Source organism: Pseudomonas sp. NFACC24-1, from assembly GCF_900115235.1.
In the GTDB taxonomy this organism is placed as follows: domain Bacteria; phylum Pseudomonadota; class Gammaproteobacteria; order Pseudomonadales; family Pseudomonadaceae; genus Aquipseudomonas; species Aquipseudomonas fluorescens_AA.
On sequence record NZ_FOVS01000006.1, the window covers coordinates 120,881 to 142,810 of the forward strand.

A 21,930-nucleotide genomic window follows, 5' to 3' on the forward strand; every position below is an offset into this window, starting at 1 on the left:
GAGCCTGTGGGAGCAAGGCTTGCCCGCGATAGTAGCGCCTCGGTACCAAGCTGGATCCGAGTCGCTTGCATCGCGAGCAAGCTTTGCTCCCACAGGGGGTGGTGGTGTCTGCCGAAAATGAGTCAGAACATCATCCGCCACTGCCCCACCAGCGCGCCGTTGCGATTGTCCTGGCCGCTTTCACCCTGGTAGCTCACCCCCAAGGTGTGTCGTGGCGAAACGGCCAGGTCCAGGCCGGCTTCCAGGAGCAAGCTGTCCCGGTCCAGCTCGATGCCTTCGACGGTATAGGTCTTGCCGCCGCCGACCAGACGTTGACGGGAGCTGCCTCGGACGTCGCCATAAAGGTGTTTCCAGCCGACATTCAGGCGCGGCGTCAACCGCGCTCCCTGGTCAAGAACGAAGGGGCGGGCGAGGTGCAGGCCCAGCTCGCTGGTGTAGTGGTCTTGGGTCTGGCTCTCGAACCGCAGCGCCGCGTCGCCACCTTTCTCCGTGAAGCGATCGCGTTGGTAGCGCTGGTAGCCCAGTTGGACATAGGGCTCGACATCGAAATACCCGACGTCCAGGTTGTAGCCGACTTGCCCGAAGACCTGCTGCGTGTTGGCGTCGTAACGACCTTTGAGTCGATCGCTGAAACCATTGAAAGCCACGTGGCGCTTGGTGCTGCCGTCGTGATCGCCATACACCGCGCCCAAGCGTAGCGCCAGCGGCCCATCCTGGCGCAAGGCATAGGCGCCGACATGCCAACTGTCGAGCCGGCCATCGAATCGATGACCGTCCAGCCGCGTCTCGCTCTTGGCGCCGATGACCCCCAGGCGCCAAGTCGGGTTGATCGCCCAGTCGGTTCCCAGCAGCAAACCTGTTGTCGAATGCTTTAGCGCGTAGTCGTCCAGATGCTTACCGACGCGGCCACTGTTGCCGATGGCCTGGACCCAGACCTGCCCATTGCCGTGGGCGCCCTGCGGAGTGTTCTGGCCCATGGCCGCGAGCATGCCGGTGCTGATGGGCGCGACACTGCTCAGGGTAGCGTTGCCCAGGTCGGCGGTGTCGTAGCCGCTCAACTGGTCGAGGCCATCGGCGGCGATGACTAGGTTGCTGCCGAGCAGGGCGTTGATGGCGGCGTTAGGCTTGGGGCCCGGTTGGGTGGTTTGCGCTTGGCTGGCGGGGGTGGGCGCGGCGCTGGCGATTTTTGCGGGTTCCGCGGGCTTGGGTGTGACGTGATGGGGTGGCGGCTCGGTGGCAGGCGGTTGTGGGGCTGTTGCCGTGACGACGGGTTCTGAGGCCGGCGCCAGGATGCTGGCTGCAAGTGCCTGGCCGTTATCAGTGGTCGCGGCCTGTTCGAGCGGGACATTGTTACGTGTGTAGGTCAGGCCGACCTGTTTTCCTGTGGTGTAGTCCACTGTAGCCGTCATGTACGCAAGGTCATTGACGATCTTCCCGAATTCCCCCTCGACCGTATCCGCGTCGATCACGATGTGTCTGCTCGTGTCGATGTATTCACCCGGTACGGCTGCGATTTTCAAGATGGCATTGTCCAGGATGGCGGTGCCGCCGACCTTGATCGTGGCGCCGCCTTTCTTTGCGTCGATCCCATAGACCAGCGTCGCGCCCTTGGAAAACCTGAGGTCGTTGACCACTGAAGGGGCGCCCATGTCAGGGCCGACTTCCAGCGAGCCCGCCACGTCCAGCGCGTCGACCGTCCCGTTGCCGCTGAACCTGGCCTTTTTCCCCACGAAGACCGGTCCGGCGACGGTGCCTTGGTTAGCGAACTCACCCAAAACGTGAACCGCACCACCGATACGGCCGGTGTTGATCAATTTGGCGTTCGAATCAATCAGGCTGCGGCTGTCGAAATCCTTGCCGTTCGACCATTCGCCTCGCTTCAAATACACATCCTGGATATTGCGTATCTCGCCTAACTCGCCGCCCTTGGCGATCTCCAGTTGCAAGACATTGGCGCCGCCGCCACCGTCGGTGAGCCCGACGAGTTCGCCTTGCCTGCTGACAATCACCAGGTCGTCGCCGTCGTCCTGCGACAGCGGCATTTCCTGGGCGTTGGTGACCCGCTTGATATTGATGTCCGGCGTAGCTGCGAACGCCTTGAGGCGAGTCTGCATTTCGGCGGTTGTTTCGTATGGACGGGGTGGCCCGTCAACGGACTGCGCCATCGAAACCTCGACACAGCCAAGTGCCAAGGCAATTGCCAACGCGAGATGCTGGGGCAGAAACAGGTGTTGGGTAGGCATCGAATGGGACCTCTGATGGAAGAGGTCGCACTTTAAAAATTCCACCTGGGCGGCGATGCCAGCCGTTTTCTCACCGCGGGCAAGATTCGGCGGATGAAATCTGTAGGCTGCTCGTGCTGTGATCAGCGTGGCGGTTCGTTGGCTTTCATGGTTCGAAGCTTTGCCTTACAGCCCCCACGGACCTTTCTATTTGACCGGCGTTTGACGGAGCAATACTCCACCACTCGGCACCTCGCCTAGGCTCGGTGCATGGTTAGGAATGAACGTGTTTCTCCTGTGGGAGCGAGCTTGCTCGCGATAGCGGTGAGGCAGTTTGCGGTGATGTTGGCTGTGCCGGCGTCATCGCGAGCAAGCTCGCTCCCACAGGTTTTTGTACCGGGCCATGCGGGTGAGTCATACCGGCAATTCTGGCAACAGCTCAGCGGTTATTCAGATACGCCTTCCCATAATGCCGCTCCATCCGCGCCTGGATCAGCTCCAGCGCAATGGACATCAACCAGTAAATGATCGCCGCCGTGGTGAGCATTTCGATGTAGCGATAGCTGGAACGACCATAGGACTGCGCCAGGAACATCACTTCCCAAACCCCCATCACCGAGATCAGCGAAGAGTCCTTGAGCATGGAGATGAATTGGTTGGTGGTCGGCGGGATGATGGTGCGCATGGCCTGGGGCAGGGTGACGCGCCAGAAGATCACGGTTTCGCTCAGGCCCAGGGCGAGGGAGGCTTCGCGTTGGCCGTTGGGAACGCCGAGGATGCCGGCGCGGAAGATTTCGCTCAGGTAGGCGCCGTAGTTCAGCGACAGGGCGATGATCCCGGCGGCGATGGCGCCTGGGACCACGCCCAGTTGGGGCAGGCCCAGGTAGATCAGCAGGATCTGGATCAGCAGGGGCGTGCCGCGAAAGAACGACGCGTAGAAACTGGCGATGCCGAACGCCACCGCGCTGCTGGACAGCCGCGCCAGGGCGGTGATGAAGCCCAGCAATGACGAGGCGACGATCGAGCACAGGCACAGGAACAACGTCAGCACCGCACCCTGCAAAAAGCCATTGGGCGCCAGGTGCACACCCAGCAGGTTCGGCAGTTTGTCGAGGATGATGGAGAACTTCAGGTCGAAGCTCAGGAAGAAGCTCGCGAACAGCACCAGCATGGCCGCCCAGGTCAGATACAGCCGGGTGCGGAAACCGAAGATTTTCTGCAGACGTGACTCAGCCACCGATGGCGGTGGCTGAGGGGGTGGAAAAGAAGTCATTGGGTGATGTCGGCGCCGATCCATTTTTGCGAGAGTTTGCTCAAGGTGCCGTCCTGTTTCAACTGGGCGAAGACTTCACGCACCTTGCTGTCCCACTGGGCGTCGCCTTTTTCGATGGCCACCGAGTTCGGTTCGGAATAGAGCGGCTCGCCGGCCAGCTTGAAGCGCTTGTCTTCGGTCAGGCGCGGCTGGGCCGTCACCAGGTTGGTCAGCACCGCGTCCAGGCGCACCCCGGCGCCCAGGCCCAAGTCCTGGAACGCCACGTTGTCGGTATCGTACGGGGCGACCTGCACGTCCTCGAACGGATAGCTCAGTTGGGTATCCTCGGCGCCTTCGATCACCAGGTTCTTGTTCAGGTAGCTTTCGTAGCTGGAGGCGCTGGTCAGGCCGACTTTCTTGCCGCTCAAGTCCTTGGCACCGTGGATACGGTCGTCCTTGGCGTTGACCACGATCACCGCGGGCGAAGCGTAGTACTGCACCGGGAAGTCGAACACTTCGGCGCGGGCCTTGCTCGGCGTCATGGAGCAGATGCAGATGTCATATCGCCCGCTCCAGTGACCGGCCGCGATCACGTCCCAGGACGGCGTCTCCAGGCGCAGCTTCACCCCCAGTTTCTGCGCCACGGCCTTGGCCACATCGACGTCGAACCCGTCGAGTTGGTTCTGATCGTTGAGGAACGAGAAGGGCGGATAGCTTTCCATCAACACGCCGACCAGTTCTTTTTTCTGTTCGATGCGATCCAGCGTGGCACCGGCAAACGCTTGCGAAGAGGCGGCCAGCAATGTCAGGCCCAGGGCCAGCAATGGTTGTGATTTCACGGAAAGTCCCTGGGTAGAAAAATAAGTTGTAGTTAACCGAATGGTGCGTATTAAATAGTTATAAGAACAACTCCGGTAGTGAGTATTTTTCATAAGCTTATGAGTGAATCGCATATGGGCGCAGCAACGACAGTCATTCTCGATGGCGGCATGGGCCGCGAACTGCAACGCCGGGGCGCGCCGTTCCGCCAGCCCGAGTGGTCGGCCCTGGCCTTGAGCGAAGCGCCCCAGGCAGTAGAAGCCGTGCACGCGGCCTACATTGCCAGCGGCGCCAACGTGATCACCAGCAACAGCTATGCGGTGGTGCCATTCCATATTGGCGAAGCGCGTTTCGCCGCCGAAGGCCAGGCCCTGGCCGCGCTGGCTGGCGAGTTGGCGCAACGGGCGGTGCAGGCCTCAGGCAAAGCGGTGCGCGTGGCCGGGTCGCTGCCGCCGCTGTTCGGTTCCTATCGGCCGGATCTGTTCGACGCTTCCCGCGCCAGTGAACTGTTGGCGCCCCTGGTAAGCGGCTTGGCCCCCCACATCGATTTGTGGCTGGCCGAGACCCAAAGCTCGACCGTTGAAGCGCGGGCGATTCACGCCGGGTTGCCGAAGGACGGCAAGCCGTTCTGGCTGTCGTTCACCCTGAAAGACGAAGACACTGATGAAGTACCGCGCCTGCGCTCCGGCGAACCGGTGGCGGAAGCCGCGGCAGTGGCGGCCGAACTGGGCGTCGAAGTGCTGCTGTTCAACTGCAGCCAACCGGAGGTGATCGGCGCGGCGATTGACGCTGCCCGCGAAACCTTCGAGCGCCTGGGCGTGGCGATCCACATCGGCGCCTATGCCAACGCTTTTCCGCCGCAACCCAAAGAAGCGACCGCCAACGACGGGTTGGACCCGCTGCGCGAAGACCTCGATCCACCGGGATACCTGCAATGGGCGGCTGACTGGCGCAAGCGCGGGGCCAGCCACTTGGGCGGCTGCTGCGGGATCGGGCCGGAGCATATTGCGGTATTGGCGCAGCAACTGGGCTGAGCCGTCTGGCGGGTGACTGCCCTCACGCCAGGCCGGCCCCACGGCCATCGATAGAGGGCGACACGTTGGATTACGTTTTTCGCCAGGCTGCCTAGCCACGCTATAAATATGTATGCCGTTTGGGCGGCGACGGCGCGATAGGGTCCGGATTCTTCAATCAGAACCGGACCATTCAGATGGCTATTTTCTCCAAAGGCGACCCGGCCAACGCCGTCGTCCCCCAGGGCGAACCGCTCAGCGCCCAGGCAAGGGTGCAACTCAGGCAACTGGAGTTGCTGGACACCAACCAGATTCAACTCACCCAGTTGTTTGCAGGCCTTCCCACGTTCGACGGGGTGCTTGGGAACCTGCTGGTCAACCTGCTCAAGGCGAAGATTCCCGCCGACAGATTCCGCCCATCGCTGCTTGCGGATATCGATCCGGATAACTGCTACGTGAACCGCTTTACCACGGACCAGGCCGGTGGCCGTGCCCTGACGTCCTCGGAGCGTTTCACCGATGTCCTGCGCAACGGTTTGCTCAGCGACACCGCGCCTGACTTCACGAACGGTGGCGTCGGCTTCTTCACCCGTCCGGACTCGCTGGAGGAGGCCGACAGCGTATTCGCCCGGCAACCGGATGCGCAGACGCTACGGACCTTGGAATCGGTGTTCCATATTTCCCGGCCCACGGCGAACGACCGGGTGAAAGGTCAGTTCCGTGACGAACTGGCGCACTTTCGCCTGGGCAAGAACCGGGGCGACGCCAGCGAGGCGAACGCATCGTCCACGGCAGAAGCGGTCCTTGCCCAATTGCTTTCCCAACGATTCCTGCACCTGTTCAATTTGTATAAAGCGGATCGGGATCCTGCCGCTCCACTCACCCAAGCCGCGCGAATCCAGCAGGCCGATGACGATCGCCTGCTGGACCTCATCACCACCCATCCTTCCCAGGCTGACAGGAACCGGCTGCTACGGGCGCCCATTCCCCATGTCTATACCGTCCTGCTCGACCAGGGCACGGATTCGCCGCAGAAATGGCCCGCGGCGATGGTGATCAAGTTCACCGACCGGCCCTCGTTGTTCCTGTATTCCCTGGAACGCGGGCTGCAGCGATTTCATTCTTTCCAGGACCTGGTCGACAACGTCCGTCCGCTCCACGAGGGCCAGGAACGCTCGATCCGGGATATGTCCCCTGAACTGGCCGGGCATGTGTTCGAGGTGGCGGCAGCGGACTTGCTGCAGATGCAAAGCGCTGCCCTGGATGCAGTACTGGATGCGCCGGACAACGCAACGGTGCCGGTGGACGTCTTTGCCCAACGAACGGAAGCTGCCCTTGGCCTGCCCATGTTGTCACTGACCGGGCCGCTGGCGGCCCGCCAGGAAACCTTGGTGGACAATCGTCGCCCGGGTTTCTACAAAGCCGCGACGCGGGCCGAACAGGCCCGCTATCGCCATCTCGAAGACCGGGTATTCCAGGCCGTCTACGCGTTGGGCAGCGGTGTCCCGACGCTGGTGCAGTTCACTCGCCAGGAGATCCGGCAATACCTTCAGCAAAGCATCCACCCGCGCATAGAGCCGGATCCGGACCGGACCATGGTCAGGCTGTTCTTCGGCGACCGGGCCAACCCGAGGCAGTCCCGGACCAGCAGCCTGACGCAGTTGATGCTCGATAATCTGCGTGCGCCGCAGTACCCGAACGCAATGAGAGAAGTGCTGGCCGTTGATTTGGTCGACCGGCATGGTCAACGTGTCCGGCACCCGGCAAGCGGTTTCCTGATCACGGTGACCGGGAGCGAACTGGCCCGGATGGCGTCGAGCATCGATGCCGGTGGCCGCTATGAAATCCTGCTTCGCGAACAAATGAACGCGCCGCACTACAAGGCGGCCTGGCAGGCGGCGTACCTGGCCAACCTCGAGTTCAAAGGTTACGCGGCCGGGCTCCGGGGCGACGATGTGTTCACGGCGACGGTGATCAATCCCGACACCAGCCCACCGAAGGCGCAGAAGCGGGTCGCGGCCTGGCTGGAGGCGCTGCTGCAATCGCCCACCGCCGCCAAGCGCCCATCGGTCGGCGGGCGCAGCGTGCGCGTCTACGGACTTCTCCTGGGCGGCACCGTCGGTTTGCAGCACGGCACCCTGGGCAACGCGATCAGTATCGATGGCGTGCTGATTCTTTCTGACCAAGCGGGGCCGCTGATCGAGGGAACCGTGGGCGTCTATTTCCCGGACAGCCCTCATGGCGATGACTTCCATGAATTTTCGGACCTGAGCGATGGCGTCACGGGGTTGCTGCAACAAGAAGAATGGCGCACGTATTTCCGTTCGCGCATGTCCACCCTCGACCCGGAGGAGATCAAGCGTGCGTTGGGGCAATATCGCGGTCGCCCCCTGGTTCGAGGGTTCCTGATCAGTGGCAACTTCCTCGAGGACTTTCACCGGGCCCACGTCAACTTCCACAGCGCCCATGCTGATCACCGCTCCAACAGCAACCGGGATATCAGTCACCAAACCGCCTTGAGGCTGGCGATGATGGTGGTGGAGCTGGTCATGGACCTGGCAGGGCTGCTGCTTATCCCCGGTTTCCAGATGCTGACGCGTGCGGTCAAAACGGGCTTGCTGGTGCTCAAGACCGGTGCCGTGCCCACGCACCTGGACACGCTGATGTTCGTGCACACGGTGGCGAACACCCGACGGTCGCCAGGCCTCGGCGGCGTGTCATTCAAGGTACGAGGCCAGGGGACTTTCCTGCCGGCAGCGGCTCGGCAGAACTCGACTGAAGCGCTGCTCGGATTGCCCCTGGAGGATGCCCTGTACCGCCGTTATGCCGTGACGGATACCGCGTTGCTCCGTGGGCTGTCAGCGGATACCCGGGGCTTCTATCGCCCCGCCATCACCGACGGCGCCACGGGCCGCGTCACGCGCCAGGTGTATGTACGGCAACCCGATGGGACGGTGTTCCGGGTGCACGACCATACGCCGCTCAACGCCACCGAAGCCACCATCGTCAACCCGGCCACGGGGTTTAGCATCCGCTCCAGCGGGGTGATGAGGAGCACGGTGGCCCGTGGGCCCGATGGCGAGTGGCGCGCCGTAGGCTCTGGCCTGGGCGGAGGCAAACGATCGTCGCAAGGCTCTCCCCAGCCGGGCCCTTCAGACCCCAAGCGACCGGCACCCTCGCTTCGCGCCGTTTCCGACCTGATCCGTACGCCAGGGGTATGGGACGTCCAGATCATGGAACTGGTGCCTTCCTTCATCACCCGTATTGCGAGTTGGCCGCGAAATCGCAGCTTGCTGATCATCGATCGACGCCATGGGCACCGGGATTGGACCGTGCGTTTCACCCCAGGGCAGTACGAAAGCAGCTACCCATCGGGCACGCATCCGCTCAGGTCAAGCACCGACGTGGTGTTGATACGCACGGAGGAAAACCATTACACCTTGAGGCTGGCTGACGATACGGACGTCATGTTCGCGGCCGACGGCGATTGCTTCTTCAACGCCCTCGCGCGGGGCTTGAACGAGGGGCAGGCGCAGCCGAGGTTTTCGATGCAGGGATTGCGCAATGAAGCCGCCGCCTACATCGATCAGCACCCGGAGCTCAACAATTACCTGGTGACGCAGCCCACCGGGTTGCAGCAGGCGCTCGTCGATAATGCCCGTCCCTTGGAGAACCTGTTGGGCGAGGGGGCGGTATTCGACCTGAGTCAGATTGTCTACGGAATGCGCAACCCGCATAACCTGTTTCAACCGCTGCTGAGGCTCTTGCACCTGCATGCAGACGACATGGCGCGCAGGGTGTTGAACCGGGCATCGGACGCTGCCTTGCCGCCGGAAATACTGCGCCACATCGGCAGCTTCCTATCTCACCGGGCTCCGGGGCGACCGGTGCTGAGCAGCATTCCCTACTACACCCAAAACGATCAGTCCTTGCAGAGCTTTTTCGAGGACACGCTGCTGGCGCCTGTCGAGCATACGGAGGTTGCCGAGCTGCTCAACAATGAATTCCTCATGTTCTCCCAGGACGTGCTCCATATCATGCTCGAGTACGGGGTCAAGGCCCGGGACCTGACCGATCACCACCCCAAGAACAGCATGGCGTACGTCCGCTACGACCAGGCCGTGCATGGCCATCTCACTGAAGACCAACTCGAAAACACGCTCAACGGTGCCTATCTGGTGGACAGTGGAGACTTGAAGAAGGTCGGGATAAGGTTCAAGGAGGAAACCGGCCGCAGCCTGTTCGACGATGAAGATCTGTTGGCGCAATTCATTCAATACGATCGGGCCGAGGACCTGGTCGACCTGCTGACTGTCGCCCTCCAACGATTCCCTATCTTGTCGAGGCGGGCGACCATCCTGCTCAAGTCACCCTTGATCGCTTCCAACCTGGGCGGGCTGTTCCCCTTGAACCTGCTTGCGCAATGGATACGCACCCCTGGCTTATCCGATGCGCGGCTTGAACTCATTGCCCGATATCTCACGGGCCGTTATGACGAATTGGAGCTGTACGGCAGCGTCGATATCCGTTGGATGCAGCCGTTCGATGATTGGAATCTGCAAAATCTGTTCACGCATCGGAGGGCCTTGCTGGCGTTCTCCGGCTTTATCCTGGAGGCCCGATACGTCAGGGACAGCGACTTGTCTGCTGTCGCCAGGTTGTTCAGTGCGCCGGGCCAGCCGTTTTCCAATAGCCGGATCGCGATCCTGTTCAACAGGCCGGACCTGTGGTCGTCCATTCTCGCCATGCGCGGGATCACGCGCGCAAGCGCCCGGAGCATTTGGCTGGATCTGACCGGGCCGCACTTCAGCAACGACAACATCCGGTTCGTGCTGGGCCGACCCGGTGCGCTCGACAGCGAGTTAACGTTCACGAGCGCCTTGATCGACAGCCTGACCCAGGATGAGGCCCGGGCGCATCGGCTGATTTTGGATGCCTACAGCATGAGCGACAGGCAAGCCCAGTACTTCCTCTACAACTTCGATTTTTCGGGGGGGCTTGCGGGGCACAGCCGGTTGGATTTCGCCAGTTATGTGAACGCCCATGGGGCCATACCGCAATGGGCCTGGCCGTTTGCCCGAAGAGGGGTGACGCCCGAGGTGCTCGAGCCATTCCTGGCCACGAGGAAACCGCCTGAGTCCTGACAGGCCAACCAACCCCCGTGGCGAGGGAGCTTGCTCCCTCGCCACGGGTTTTTGGCTTACAGCCAACCACGGGGCAAGTGTCCGGCATCGGACCTAGGACCGGCACTCCACCAAGCCGCGCACCTGCCCGTTCTCGCGCTGGTTCTCCTCGCTCAACCAGCGTTCGAACCCGGCGCCAATAGCGGGCCATTCCGAATCCAGCATCGAGTACCAGGCGGTGTCGCGGTTCTGGCCCTTGACCACCATGTGCTGGCGGAACACACCCTCGAACGTGAATCCCAGCCGTTCGGCGGCATATTTGGAGCGGGCGTTGCCGTTGTTGCACTTCCATTCCAGCCGTCGGTAACCCAGGGCGAAAGACTCCTTCGCCAGCAGGTAGACCGCCTCGGTGCTTTTCGGCGAGCGCTGCATCGGCGCGCCGAAGGTCACGTGGCCGATCTCGATGCGGCCCTGGGCCGGGACGATGGACATCAGGCTGAGAATGCCCTGCACCTCGCCGCTGGCGCGGTCGATCACGCTGAAGAAATACGGGTCGGTGTTGGCGGCGTGGTTGTTCAGCCAGGCATCGAACGCGCCGCGATCCTTGAACGGGCCATAGGGCAAGTAATCCCAGAGTTTCGGATCGGCCCCGGGCCCTTCGAGGGCTTGCCACAGGCCGTCGGCATGCCGCGCCGGATCGAGTTTTTCCAGGCGAATGAAATGCCCTTCGAGCAACTGCGCAGACGGCGCCGGGACACCTTTCCAATCAGCGAGTGAAGACGACATGGGGGGCTCCTTAAAGGGCTTTGCGAAATTGAATGAAGCCTGGGCGCTCGGCGATGCGCTCGTACAGCTGGATCGCCGTGGCGTTGGTTTCGTGGGTCAACCAGTGCACCTTGCAGCAGCCATCGGCCTTGGCGGTGGTGTAGACGAATTCGATGAGCTGGCGACCCACACCGGTGCCACGGCTCTGTTCTGTCACCAGCAGGTCTTGCAGGTAGCAGGAGTTTTCGATGCTCCAGTTCGAACGATGGTAGATGAAATGTACCAGGCCGACTGCCGTGTCGCCGTTCCAGGCGAGGGCACCGTGGGTTGGCTCGCGGTCGTCGAGCAAGCGCTGCCAGGTGCTTTGGCTGACCGCCTCCGGCAGCTCGGTGTTGTAGAAACGCAAGTAGGCCTGCCACAGCGGCAGCCACGCGGCGTGATCGTTGGCGCTGACGCGGCGGATTTCAATCTGGCTCATGTTCACTCCTTGGACGATGGATCAGGCATCAGCCGCGCGAGCGTCTGGTCCTGCGGGTCGGGGCTGGCGGCCAGGCCGTTGCGTACCCCGGCGACATCCGCGGGGCTGCGGTTCTGGCTGAGCTTGCGCTTGCCTTCCAGGCGCTGGATGGGCAGGGCGAAGCCGACGATGGCCTTGAGCATGCTGTCGATGTACTCCGGCGGTGCATCGTCGATTTTCCAGGGCTGCTCGCGAGCGGTTTCGTGGCGGTCGGTGAGGGCGCCGACCAGGTTGCGCAGGCGCTGCGCGTCGCTGAACACCTCCGCGCTGCCGTAGGCGTGTACGGCCACGTAGTTCCAGGTCGGCACGACTTTGCCGTGTTCGGCCTTGCTCGGGTAGAAACCCGGGCTGACGTAGGCCTCGGCACCGGCGAATATCACCAGGGCCTCGGCGCCGGCTTGCAAGTCGCGCCATTGTGGATTGGCCCGGGCCATGTGCCCGTAAAGGGTGCCGTTCGGCCCCTGTTGCGTGTCCAGCAACAGCGGCAAATGGCTGGCCTGCAAACCGTGTTCACCGTGTGTGACGAGCACGGCCAGGCGGCAATCGCCCATCATCTGGTGCAATGGGGGCAAGTCTTCGACGGCAAAGGCTTTGGGGTTGTACATGATGATTTTCCTTGGCGAATGCGAGCATCCTAGGCAGGCTATTGGTCTGTTGTAAGAGCCACTTCCGGCCAATTCGATAGGTCCATTCGTGAGGGCTGCCATGCACAACGTCGTGCCGCCACTGTCGTTCAACCCCGCCGGCATCGAACTGGACCGCCGCCAGGGGCTCAGCCGCCAGCTTTACCAGGCGCTGCGCACCCGGGTGCTGGACGGACGCCTGGCCAGCGGCACGCGCCTGCCGGCCAGCCGTGACCTGGCGGCGGCCTTGTCGATCTCGCGCAACAGCGTGGTGCGGGCCTACGACCAGCTCTACGCCGAGGGCTTCATCGAAGGGCGGGTAGGGGACGGCACCTATGTGGCGAAACTGTCCTCGACGACCCTGCCGCTGAAAAACATATCCACAAAAGTATCCACAGGGTTTTCAACAGGCTTACCCACAGCCTTATCCACAGATTGGCTGGATTTGCCTGTGGTTTCATCCAGTAAAGTTATCCACAGCGATGGGTTGAATCGGGTCGAAAACCACCATTTACCCCAGCCGCCCAGTGGCCCGCCGCGAGCATTCAGGGTCGGTGTGCCGGCTTTCGATCTGTTCCCTTTCGACGTCTGGGCCAAGCTGAACGCGGCTTTCTGGCGCAAGCCGGATCTGCAGCAGCTGTGTTATGGCGACCCCCAAGGGGATGCGCGCTTGCGCGGGCTGATCGCCGCTTACCTGCGCAGCTCCCGGGGGCTGCACTGCACGGCTGAACAAATTGTGATCACCAGTGGCGCACAGCAGGGCATCAGCCTTTGTGCACAGCTGCTGGTGGACCCGGGCGACGTCGTGGCGGTGGAAAATCCCGGCTATCGCGCGGCCGGGCATGCGTTCGCCGTCGCCGGTGCCGACGTCAGAGGCGTGCCGGTCGATGATGAGGGCCTGGATTGCACGGCGCTCGGTGGGTTGAGCCATTGCCGGCTGGCCTACGTCACCCCGTCTCATCAATACCCGACCGGGGTGGTCATGAGCCTGCCCCGGCGCCTGGAACTGCTGGCCTGGGCCGAGCGCAACAAGGGCTGGATCGTCGAGGACGACTACGATGGCGAGTACCGCTACAGCGGCGCGCCCCTGGCGCCCTTGGCGGCATTGGATCGCCAGGGGAGGGTGCTCTACGTCGGTACGTTCGGCAAAGTGGCGTTCCCGGCCTTGCGCCTGGGCTACCTGGTGCTGCCGCCGGGCCTGGTCAACGCCTTCGCCCGGCGTCGTGCCGTGGACGTGCGCCATTCCGAAGTCAGCACCCAGGCGGTAATGGCCGAGTTCATGGCCGCCGGGCATTTCCAGCGGCACATCCGGCGCATGCGGCGGGCCGCGCTGGTCCGACGGGACGCGCTGTTGGCGGGTTGGCCCAAAGACATTCCAGGGGTTGGCACCTTGCCGACCGTCGTGGCCGGGCTGCATGTCACGGTGCCGGTGGACAGCCTCGCCCGGGAGCGCGACCTGATTGCCCAGGCGACGGCGGCGGGGGTCGAAGTCAATGGTTTGAGCAGCTATTGGTTGCCGACCACGGCCTCGACACAGGTGCGGGCCGGGCTGGTGTTGGGCTTCGCGGCCGTGCCGCCCGCGGCGATCGCTGCCGCACTGGCGAGCCTGGAAAAAACCTGGGCACTTTAAGGGACCGGAGCATCGGCAAATGCCCCGGCCTTGGTTCATGAGCGGGCTTTATGAAAGAACACTTCCTTGGCCTGATCCACGGCAATTTCGCTGCGGTAATGGTCGACCAGTTGATGCTGGGTGAGGGACTGGGTGTCTTCGACGTCGAGGGCTTCTTGACCGGCTTGCTCGATGGTTTTCAAGCGTGCAGAAAGAAATGCGTAGGCGGGAACCCAGCTTTTCGAGTAACGGAAATCCGCGAACCAGAGGGTTTTATTGGTTTTCACGTCCTTGATCTCGTAGCGGTCGAGATAGCCGTAGGGTGGGGTCTTGATGCGTTGACGGCTCTTTTGTTTGCTGATGGAAATCTGGTTCCGGCTCTTGAGCCACAGGATGCTGCTCATGGTCGGCGGGCGTTGCTTGATGAGATTCAAGACCGTGTCGAAGCCCAGGATGTAAAGGGCGCTCGATTCCCTTTCGAGTTGCCCGCGCAAGGTTTCGGCCGCGCGCCGTTGCTCTGCCGGCAGTTCGAACGTTTCGTTGGAGGCCACGCCTTGCGCCTGGTCGAGTGCTTTTTTGATTGCCGCGCTGATTTTCTCCATCCTGCCGGCGTGGGCGTTGAGGATCATTCCGAGACCGGCGGGCGTTTGGTTGGGTTTTTTTGCGGTTTCTTCGATCTGCGCCTTGAACGCCGCCAAGCCATTGATCAGGTCGTTGCCCTTGGCGACGCTGATATTCAATGCCGGGACGGCAGCCGGTGCAGCATCGGGCTTTACGTGGGGGATCCATTCGCCGGTTTCCTTGCGGTGGAACGTGACGATGATTTCTCCCGAGAAAGGGTTTTTCACATCGACCCAGTCCGTTTCCTCCATCAACCTGGACAAGCGCGGCTCGCCACTGACCAGGCCCCAAAAACGCGCCCGGATGAATTTCTTCCTGGGCCTGGGCCGTTGCTCATAAGGCAACCCCGAGCTGCGCCGATCCTTTCGTTCATCCAGGGCCGCCCCCAGGTGGCGCAGCGTCCATTGCTCCAGCGTGGCGATCCCCGAGCGCAGTCGAGCCAGTTGCAACGGCCGAACGCTGCCCTTGTATTCGTTACCCAGGTATTGGAGGTGTTCATCGATGGCGGTGAACTGTTCGGCCAGGCTGCCAAATGCATCGATTCGCTCGTCCAGCCGGATCGCACTTCGTTCATCGATCGCGTCGCGCAAGCTCTGGAACGCCACCGTGGCGTTATCCACGACCTGGTTGACCGCCTCCCAGCCCTCGGGCATCGACTCGACGCTTTCCAGCGACAGGCAGAGATGGCGATACATATCCAGCTTGATCATACGAAGGTCGGCGCCCGTGTAGAGCGGCATCTTCTTGCGGTGCCGATGGACAAATTCGAAGCCTTCGTAGCCCACAGTCTTCAGCTCGGTGAAGCGCGTTTCCATGTAGTCCAGGCGTTCGATCATGTCGTCGCCGACGCTGATCATGCTCTCGGCCGCGTCGATGTGCTGTTGCTCCAGCACCTCGACCCCGGAGGTGATCATGCCCTTGGCCTTGTTCAAGGCCGGGATGAATCGTTCCTGGAGCGCCTCCATTTCGGCGAAGGTGAAATCGATCTGCGCGTTCAGGTAGCCGAGCCGGGTGCGAGCGTAGTCGGGCCGCGACTGGAAGAGTGGCCATTCCATCAATGTCCGCAACGCCTTCTCGTAGTGTTCCCGCTGTGTTTTCAGCAGGTCCACATATTCGTCGCGTTTTATTTCCTTGGCCGGCCCCGCAGCCTCGTTCATTTCCTTGGCTTGCATGGTCAGCAGTTTCTGGTTCTGCGGTTTCTTTTCTTCGAACCGGTTCAGGGAGGCCAGCAGCTCGGTCCGGCGCCGCTGCGCGTCGGCGATGACTTTTTGCCGGACGCCTTTGGAACCGCTGCCGCGTAATCGCAGGCGCGTATCGATATGCCATGTGCCGTGCGCATCGCTCATCAGGGGCGGGCCCTCGTGGGAGGGATCTTTCCCGTCGACGATAGAGACCGACTCGCCTTCGACTTTTACTTTGAACCAGCTCCCCGCCATTTTTGCGTACCAGTTCCCGCTTCGTTCGTAGAGCCCTTTTAGCGCGCCTTCGGCCTGGAGTTGCCCGGGCTCTGCGGGTTCGTCGATGCTCAAGGCGTCCAGGAGCCGGGTGCTTTCCCTCGAGCGTCCCATCAAGGCGCCACTGGAACGGATGGCCTTGTAGTGTTCGGTCGGCAGCGCCGTGCTCGACAACGGTTCGAGCTGTTCTATCACCAGTTGATGTTCGGGTTTTGGCAGGCTCTCGAGTTCGCGCACCTCCTTCGATGGCTGTGCCCGATTCGAATTCCTGACGGCCCTGGCGCGGTCGATGGCGTGGGTGATGATCGCCAGTGCGATGTTCAACAACAGATCGGCGAACGCCTCCCACTTGACCGGGCGATTGGCTTCGTCGTTGCGCTGCGACAGCTTGTCGATGTCGTCCATGATTTGCCAGAGCCAGGCCGCAGTGCCGACGGTGGTCCCGAGGTAAGGCAAGGCCAGGTTGAAAATCAGCCAGCCTGTCCGCTTGAAGGTTTCCCAGCGATTTTCACGGTTGGACACCGCTTGCCGATCAGCCAGTTCCACCAGCGCGTCGGCGTTGGCCTTGAACAACAGCGGCAGAAAATCCGCCCCGAGGGTCTTGTCGGTCAACCTGACGGGGCCGCTATTGGCCAATGAAGTCAACGGGGCGGCCACGAACGCCACGATGCTCCAAGGGGAGGGCAGCACGTCGGGAAAGACAAACCGGCCGTAATCGTCGCGCACCCCATCGGGCAACCACGCCAGCACCGATTGACGCAAAGAAGGGGTTTGCCGGATCGCGTACAACAGGTTGCTGAACGCCGGGTACTGGCTCAACTGCGGCTCCATCATGGGGCGATACAGCACGCAGGGCCCGGCGCTCGAGTCCTCGGGGCCGATGATGAACATGTTGGCCACGACATCCTCCGCGTCGCCCAGCTGTAGCTCGGGCACGAAGGCCAGTTTGCGCAGGACGATGGTTTTTCCATCCACCTTGCGATTGGCTTCTTCGGGCTGCATCAGTGCGGCGACGTAGCGGTAGCCTCGATCGTCCAAGTGACCCAGGCCACGGATCTTGCATTCCAGCGCGAGCATCGGGAGCTGGATGCGTAACTGGGACGTGTAGAGCTTTTCGCGGCGGCTCGACTCCGCCGGATCGTCGAGCAGCTTGTGCTTGATCAGCTCGGGGTAGACACGGCCGATGTCGACCTGAGTGATGAGGCTCTCGACGTACTCGACGGTCATCCAATCGGGCAACTCGGTGTCGTCCACGAACTTGACGATCTTGTCGCCAAGGGGAAGGGCGATGAGGTTTTGCAAGGCGAGCTCGACAAGGCTGAACCGGGTGGTCTCGATCTTGCCGGGCACCACGAAGGTGCCCCAGACCACGGGGCTGCGTACCTCGATCTCGATGGCGTCCAGGTCGAGCTTCGAGGCGTCGGCGTGTTCCGAGACCATCTGCTTTTTCAGCAGGCCGAGCGCATATTCCTTGAGGGGAGGAATCTCATCCAGGTAGGTTTTGCCGGCATGGACCTGGTTCAAGATCGACAGGTTCTTCATGTGTTGGGCGAACAGGATCTGGTCGGTCGGCGAGGCCCCCAGCAACCAATCGGGCATTTGTCTCTGGAACCAGGCCACGAGCGCATCGTCGTCCGTTTCTTCGCCGTAGGCCGGGGACAATGTGTTTTCGGAGGTCGGCCATGTTTGCGGAAAGGTCCCGAGGATCGTGACTTGCTCGGCGATTACCCCGCAGGCCTTGTGATCGAAAATATTGCCGTCGGGCTCGTACAGCCGCCATTGGAGTTTCCGGTAGCTGCCCGGAACGAAGTGGGACGGCAAGGATTTCCCCAGGGCCTGCCGTGAATCGAACTTCTCATAGCCGTTGTTGAGCGAGTAGGCCAGGATGACTTCCTTTCTATCGACCGTACCGATCAGCACCACGAGCGAGTTGTCGCCCAGGCGTCTGACCTCAGGGCCATCGACGTTATCGATGTCGACCAGGTACGCGTGGCTGTCATAAGGGTCGTGGTCCTTACGGTCCTTGCGGTCGGGGTGAAGGAACAATTGCCTGGCCATGGCGCATTCAGTCGCTGTCCAGCCCTTGACGTGCCCGACGTCCCAGGCCTTGCGCAGGGTGCTGGAGAGTTCATGCCAGAGTGGGCCGGACTCGCCCTGCGGCGCATTCCAATACGCCAGTTGCTGCTCCTGACAGGCGGTCAGCATGGCCGGCACCAGTTCGTTGAGCAGGCGCCCGATCTGGTCGATGCGCACCGGCAAATGCACTTCGGGCTCGGTGAGCGGCAGCTGGGTGAGGAAGTGCAAGCCTTCGATCAGCAGCAGCGGGTCGCTTTTTTCGTTCACCAGCCCGGCCAGCATCTCGCTGAGGGTTTCGTAGCGGGTCGGGCGCCGCACGATTTCGTCATCGACTATGTCCCAGGCCGGCTCGCCGACCAAGGTATTGTGCGGATCGAGGTTGAGCGTGGGGTAGAGCTTCTTGAGGCCATCGCTCAGGAGCACGGCCGCGACCTCTGGATAGGTGGGCCCTGCGAGCAACTGGTTGTACACCGCTTCCTTGGGGTCGGCTTTGGGCCTGGTGTTAGACGTAGATGTCATCTGAGTCTCCCTGTCTTGTGATCCATGGCGTTCCCGGAGCGAAACGCTCGGGGTTTTCCATGCTAGGGCGGCTCAAAACGGGGAAGGTGGTAACTATGTATGGGACGGGGATAACGCCTGTGGGAGCGAGCTTGCTCGCGAAAGCGGTGTATCAGGCGCCGGTGATGTTGAATGTGCCGGCGTCTTCGCGAGCAAGCTCGCTCCCACAGGTTTTCTGTTTAGCTTGGCGGTCTCACTGACCGGACTTGATCCGCGTCCAGGCCCGCGTCCGCGCCCGTTCGGCATCCCGTGGCAACGGTTGCAAGGTGTAAAGCGTGGCCATGGCCGCTTCGGTCGGGTACAGGTTGGGGTTGTTGCGGATCGCCGGGTCGACCATCTCGGTCGCGTCCTTGTTCGGGTTCGGATAGCCGACAAAATCACTGACCGGCGCGATCACCTGCGGTTGCAGCAAATAGTTGATAAAGGCGTAGGCGTCCCCTGGGTTGGCGGCGCCTTTGGGAATGGCGAGCATGTCGAACCAGATCGGCGCGCCTTCCTTGGGCAGGCGCATGTCCACCGTCACGCCGTTCTTGGCCTCCTTGGCGCGGTTGGCCGCCTGGGAAAAGCTGCCGGAGTAACCCACCGCCACGCAAATGTCGCCGTTGGCGATGTCGGCCATGTACTTGGACGAGTGGAAATAGGTGATGTGCGGGCGAATCTTCATCATCAGCGCTTCGGCCTTGGCGTAGTCCGCCGGCTTCTTGCTGTTGGGGTCCAGGCCCAGGTGCTGCAAGGCCAGGGGCAGGATCTCCGACGGCGAATCCAGCAACGCCACGCCGCACTGCTTGAGCTTGCTGATGTTCTCTTCCTTGAAGATCAGGTCCCAGCTGTCCACCGGCGCGTTGTCGCCCAGGGCGGCCTTGATCTTGTCCGGGTTGAAGCCGATCAGGATGGTGCCGTACATGTAGGGCACGGCGAACTTGTTGCCCGGGTCGTTGGCTTCGATCAGCTTCATCAGCTTGGGATCGAGGTGGTTCCAGTTCGGCAACTTGCTGCGGTCCAGGGGCTGGAACACCCCGGCCTCGATCTGCTTGGCCAGGAACATGTTGGACGGCACCACCACGTCATAGCCGGAATTACCCGTCAGCAGCTTGGCCTCCAGGGCCTCGTTGGTGTCGAAGATGTCGTAGACCAGCTTGACCTGGCTGTTCTGCGCCTTGAAATCGTCCAAGGCCTTGGGCGTGATGTAGTCGAACCAGTTGTAGACGCGCAAGGTGCGCTCCTCGGCCTGGGCAGCGCCGCAAAGCAGCGCGGCGCACACGGCTGGAGCCATAAAACGCTTGAGTCTGTTCATGCTGTGATTCCTCATGGGGCGCTTTGGAAACCTTCAAGAACGTTCACGGCATTGATGCCGATTTCTGCCACCGCGTAGCCGCCTTCCATCACGAACAGCGTCGGCTTGCCGAGCGCCGCGATGCGCTTGCCCATCGCCAGGTAATCCGGGCTGTCGAGCTTGAATTGCGAGATGGGGTCGTCCTTGAACGTGTCTACACCCAGGGACACGACGATGACATCGGCGTCGTAACCCCGGATTTGCCCGCAGGCCTGCTCCAGCGCCGCGCTCCAGGTGTCCCAGCCGGAGCCGGCCGGCAAAGGGTAGTTGAAATTGAAGCCCTCGCCGTCGCCCTCGCCCTGCTCGTCGGCATACCCCAAAAAGAACGGAAACTCCGCCTCGGGGTGACCGTGGATCGAGGCGAACAACACGTCGCTGCGCTCATAGAAAATCGACTGGGTGCCGTTGCCGTGGTGGTAATCCACATCCAGGATCGCGACCTTCTGATGGCCCTGGTCGAGAAAGGCCTGGGCGGCGATGGCGGCGTTGTTGAGGTAGCAATAACCGCCCATCAAATCGCCGGCGGCGTGGTGCCCCGGTGGGCGGCACAACGCAAAGGCACTGCGCGCCCCGCGCTGGATGTCCGCCTGAGCGGTGAGGGCCACTTGCGCGGCGCTGTAAGCCGCCTGCCAAGTGCCGGCGGTAATCGGCGCGCCGCCGTCGAAACTGTAATAACCCAACTGGCCGTGCAGGCTCGTGGGGATGATCGAACGCAGCGTTCGCGCCGGCCAGGTAAAGGGCAACAAATCACCGTCGCGGTTGTACTTGGCCCAGCGGTCCCAGGCGCCTTTGAAGAATTCCAGGTACGCCGCACTGTGGATGCGCTGGATCGGCCCCAGGCCAAAATCCTGCGGCGCCTCCACCGGCCCCAGCCCCCGCGCCTTGACCCGCTCCAACACATGATCGGCCCGGGACGGCATCTCGAAGCAAGGCATCAATTGCCCATCCATCAACTCGCAGCGCCCATGGTGCAGGTGGTGATCGTCTGAGTAGATCGTCAGCATTTTTTTGTTCTCCGCTAGGCTGGTCGGTTTGAACACAGTCTTGCGGCGTGGGGCGTTTCAGAGAACGGCAGGAGAGGCCAAAAGGGGATCGAAATGGCCAATAAGTTTGACCGTAAATCGCCCCTTGTTGGCGCGGGTGTGCGCGGGGTTGGGGCAGCAGGACGGCAGCTTCGATGGCGACGCGGTGATTTTGTGGCGAGGGAGCTTGCTCCCGCTCGGCGGCGTAGCCGTCGCGGATGGGCGGGGCTTTAAGCCAATTCGACTTTTGGCAGAGGCTTGCGGACACTGTGGGAGCGAGCCTGCTCGCGAAGGTGGCAGCGGGGTAGATGCCTGCTTATGAGGTGTAGACAATCCGTGGCGAGGGAACAAGCTCCCTCACCACGGGATTGGTGCTGTAGCGGCTAGCGTGGATCGACGTTATCTAGCGCTCGGTTCGCCAGCAATGAACTCAGTTCAATCAGTTGCTGGATGCCGAGGGCGATGTGGCGGCGGGGGCCTTCCAGGTCGAAGGCCAGGTTGCTGATCATCGCGTCGGCGGATGCCAGGTTCTCGCTGAGATTGGCGAGCAGGCATTCGTTGTCGGCGTTTTTTGCGACGGTGAAGAGCTGCCCCGGTTTGGATGCATCTTCGGACTTTTCCGGTTTCGGTAGCAGGTAGTGATCCAGGGCGCGTTTGGCGGCTTCGTCGTGCCTTTTAGCCTCGGATCTGGTGTGCGGGGAGGTGCGGTCTGTCCCTGGGGGATTCGGTGTAGGCTTGAACATGTGCTGATACTCCATGGTTAAGCCGCAACCTCTTCCCTACTAAAAGAAGGGTGGCGGCTGTACGCAGGTTAGTAGACCGGGGAGATCAGCATTGCCGGCGCGCCGAAGCGCCCTGCGCACAGCCACCATCAAGGACAGGTTAGGAACCTGCTTCGATGGAGAGCTTGTACATCTTACTGA

The 21,930-nt window shown here is 62.0% G+C and carries 13 protein-coding genes; 3 read left to right on the forward strand and 10 right to left on the reverse strand.

The features are described 5' to 3' along the window. Positions 1-122: 122 nt before the first annotated feature. The 3 genes from BM317_RS08245 to BM317_RS08255 all read right to left on the reverse strand — a co-directional run bounded on the left by BM317_RS08245 (position 123) and on the right by BM317_RS08255 (position 4,313). Complete coding sequence (locus tag BM317_RS08245; RefSeq protein WP_092168307.1) at positions 123-2,243, reverse strand: autotransporter outer membrane beta-barrel domain-containing protein; 2,121 nt, start codon at positions 2,241-2,243, stop codon at positions 123-125. Positions 2,244-2,661: 418 nt separating this feature from the next. Continuing rightward, positions 2,662-3,495 carry an amino acid ABC transporter permease gene (locus BM317_RS08250; protein WP_060739974.1) on the reverse strand — a complete coding sequence of 278 codons (834 nt, stop codon included), beginning with the start codon at positions 3,493-3,495 and terminating at the stop codon, positions 2,662-2,664. Beyond that, entirely contained in the window at positions 3,492-4,313 is an 822-nt protein-coding gene (locus BM317_RS08255) for an ABC transporter substrate-binding protein (RefSeq protein WP_092168310.1), read from the reverse strand. The genes BM317_RS08250 and BM317_RS08255 overlap by 4 nt, the downstream gene beginning before the upstream one ends. Positions 4,314-4,427: 114 nt before the next feature. Between BM317_RS08255 and BM317_RS08260 the strand changes: the two genes are divergently transcribed. Continuing rightward, complete coding sequence (locus tag BM317_RS08260) at positions 4,428-5,327, forward strand: homocysteine S-methyltransferase family protein (protein ID WP_092473890.1); 900 nt, start codon at positions 4,428-4,430, stop codon at positions 5,325-5,327. Positions 5,328-5,503: 176 nt separating this feature from the next. Continuing rightward, positions 5,504-10,450 carry an OTU domain-containing protein gene (locus BM317_RS31020; RefSeq protein ID WP_256574081.1) on the forward strand — a complete coding sequence of 1,649 codons (4,947 nt, stop codon included), beginning with the start codon at positions 5,504-5,506 and terminating at the stop codon, positions 10,448-10,450. A gap of 93 nt (positions 10,451-10,543) precedes the next feature. On the opposite strand, the gene BM317_RS08270 is transcribed toward BM317_RS31020, so the two are convergent. Genes BM317_RS08270 through BM317_RS08280 form a run of 3 tightly spaced genes read right to left on the reverse strand, consistent with a single transcriptional unit; the run spans position 10,544 to position 12,316 of the window. Next, a complete protein-coding gene (locus tag BM317_RS08270) occupies positions 10,544-11,215 on the reverse strand; it encodes a GNAT family N-acetyltransferase (RefSeq protein ID WP_092473892.1) in 672 nt (223 codons plus the stop codon). A gap of 10 nt (positions 11,216-11,225) precedes the next feature. Next, positions 11,226-11,672: a GNAT family N-acetyltransferase gene (locus BM317_RS08275; protein WP_092473894.1), complete on the reverse strand. Its 447-nt coding sequence runs from the start codon at positions 11,670-11,672 to the stop codon at positions 11,226-11,228. Positions 11,673-11,674: 2 nt separating this feature from the next. Continuing rightward, positions 11,675-12,316, reverse strand: a complete 642-nt coding sequence (locus BM317_RS08280; RefSeq protein WP_092168322.1) for an FMN-binding negative transcriptional regulator — start codon at positions 12,314-12,316, stop codon at positions 11,675-11,677. A 100-nt stretch (positions 12,317-12,416) separates the two neighbouring features. Here BM317_RS08280 and BM317_RS08285 point away from each other — a divergent pair, with 100 nt between their 5' ends. Next, complete coding sequence (locus BM317_RS08285; protein ID WP_092473896.1) at positions 12,417-13,964, forward strand: MocR-like pyridoxine biosynthesis transcription factor PdxR; 1,548 nt, start codon at positions 12,417-12,419, stop codon at positions 13,962-13,964. A 35-nt stretch (positions 13,965-13,999) separates the two neighbouring features. On the opposite strand, the gene BM317_RS08290 is transcribed toward BM317_RS08285, so the two are convergent. From BM317_RS08290 to BM317_RS08305, 4 genes are all read right to left on the reverse strand, one after another. Further along, a complete protein-coding gene (locus tag BM317_RS08290) occupies positions 14,000-18,613 on the reverse strand; it encodes a dermonecrotic toxin domain-containing protein (RefSeq protein WP_092473898.1) in 4,614 nt (1,537 codons plus the stop codon). A gap of 232 nt (positions 18,614-18,845) precedes the next feature. Then, positions 18,846-19,946 (reverse strand): polyamine ABC transporter substrate-binding protein, encoded by a 1,101-nt coding sequence (locus BM317_RS08295; RefSeq protein WP_092473899.1) that lies wholly within the window; start codon positions 19,944-19,946, stop codon positions 18,846-18,848. Between the two features lie 11 nt (positions 19,947-19,957). Continuing rightward, the gene (locus BM317_RS08300; protein ID WP_092473901.1) at positions 19,958-20,989 is read right to left on the reverse strand and encodes a histone deacetylase family protein; all 1,032 of its coding nucleotides are present in this window, start codon (positions 20,987-20,989) and stop codon (positions 19,958-19,960) included. Between the two features lie 401 nt (positions 20,990-21,390). Beyond that, positions 21,391-21,750: a DUF6124 family protein gene (locus BM317_RS08305; protein ID WP_092473903.1), complete on the reverse strand. Its 360-nt coding sequence runs from the start codon at positions 21,748-21,750 to the stop codon at positions 21,391-21,393. Between the last annotated feature and the right edge of the window lie 180 nt (positions 21,751-21,930).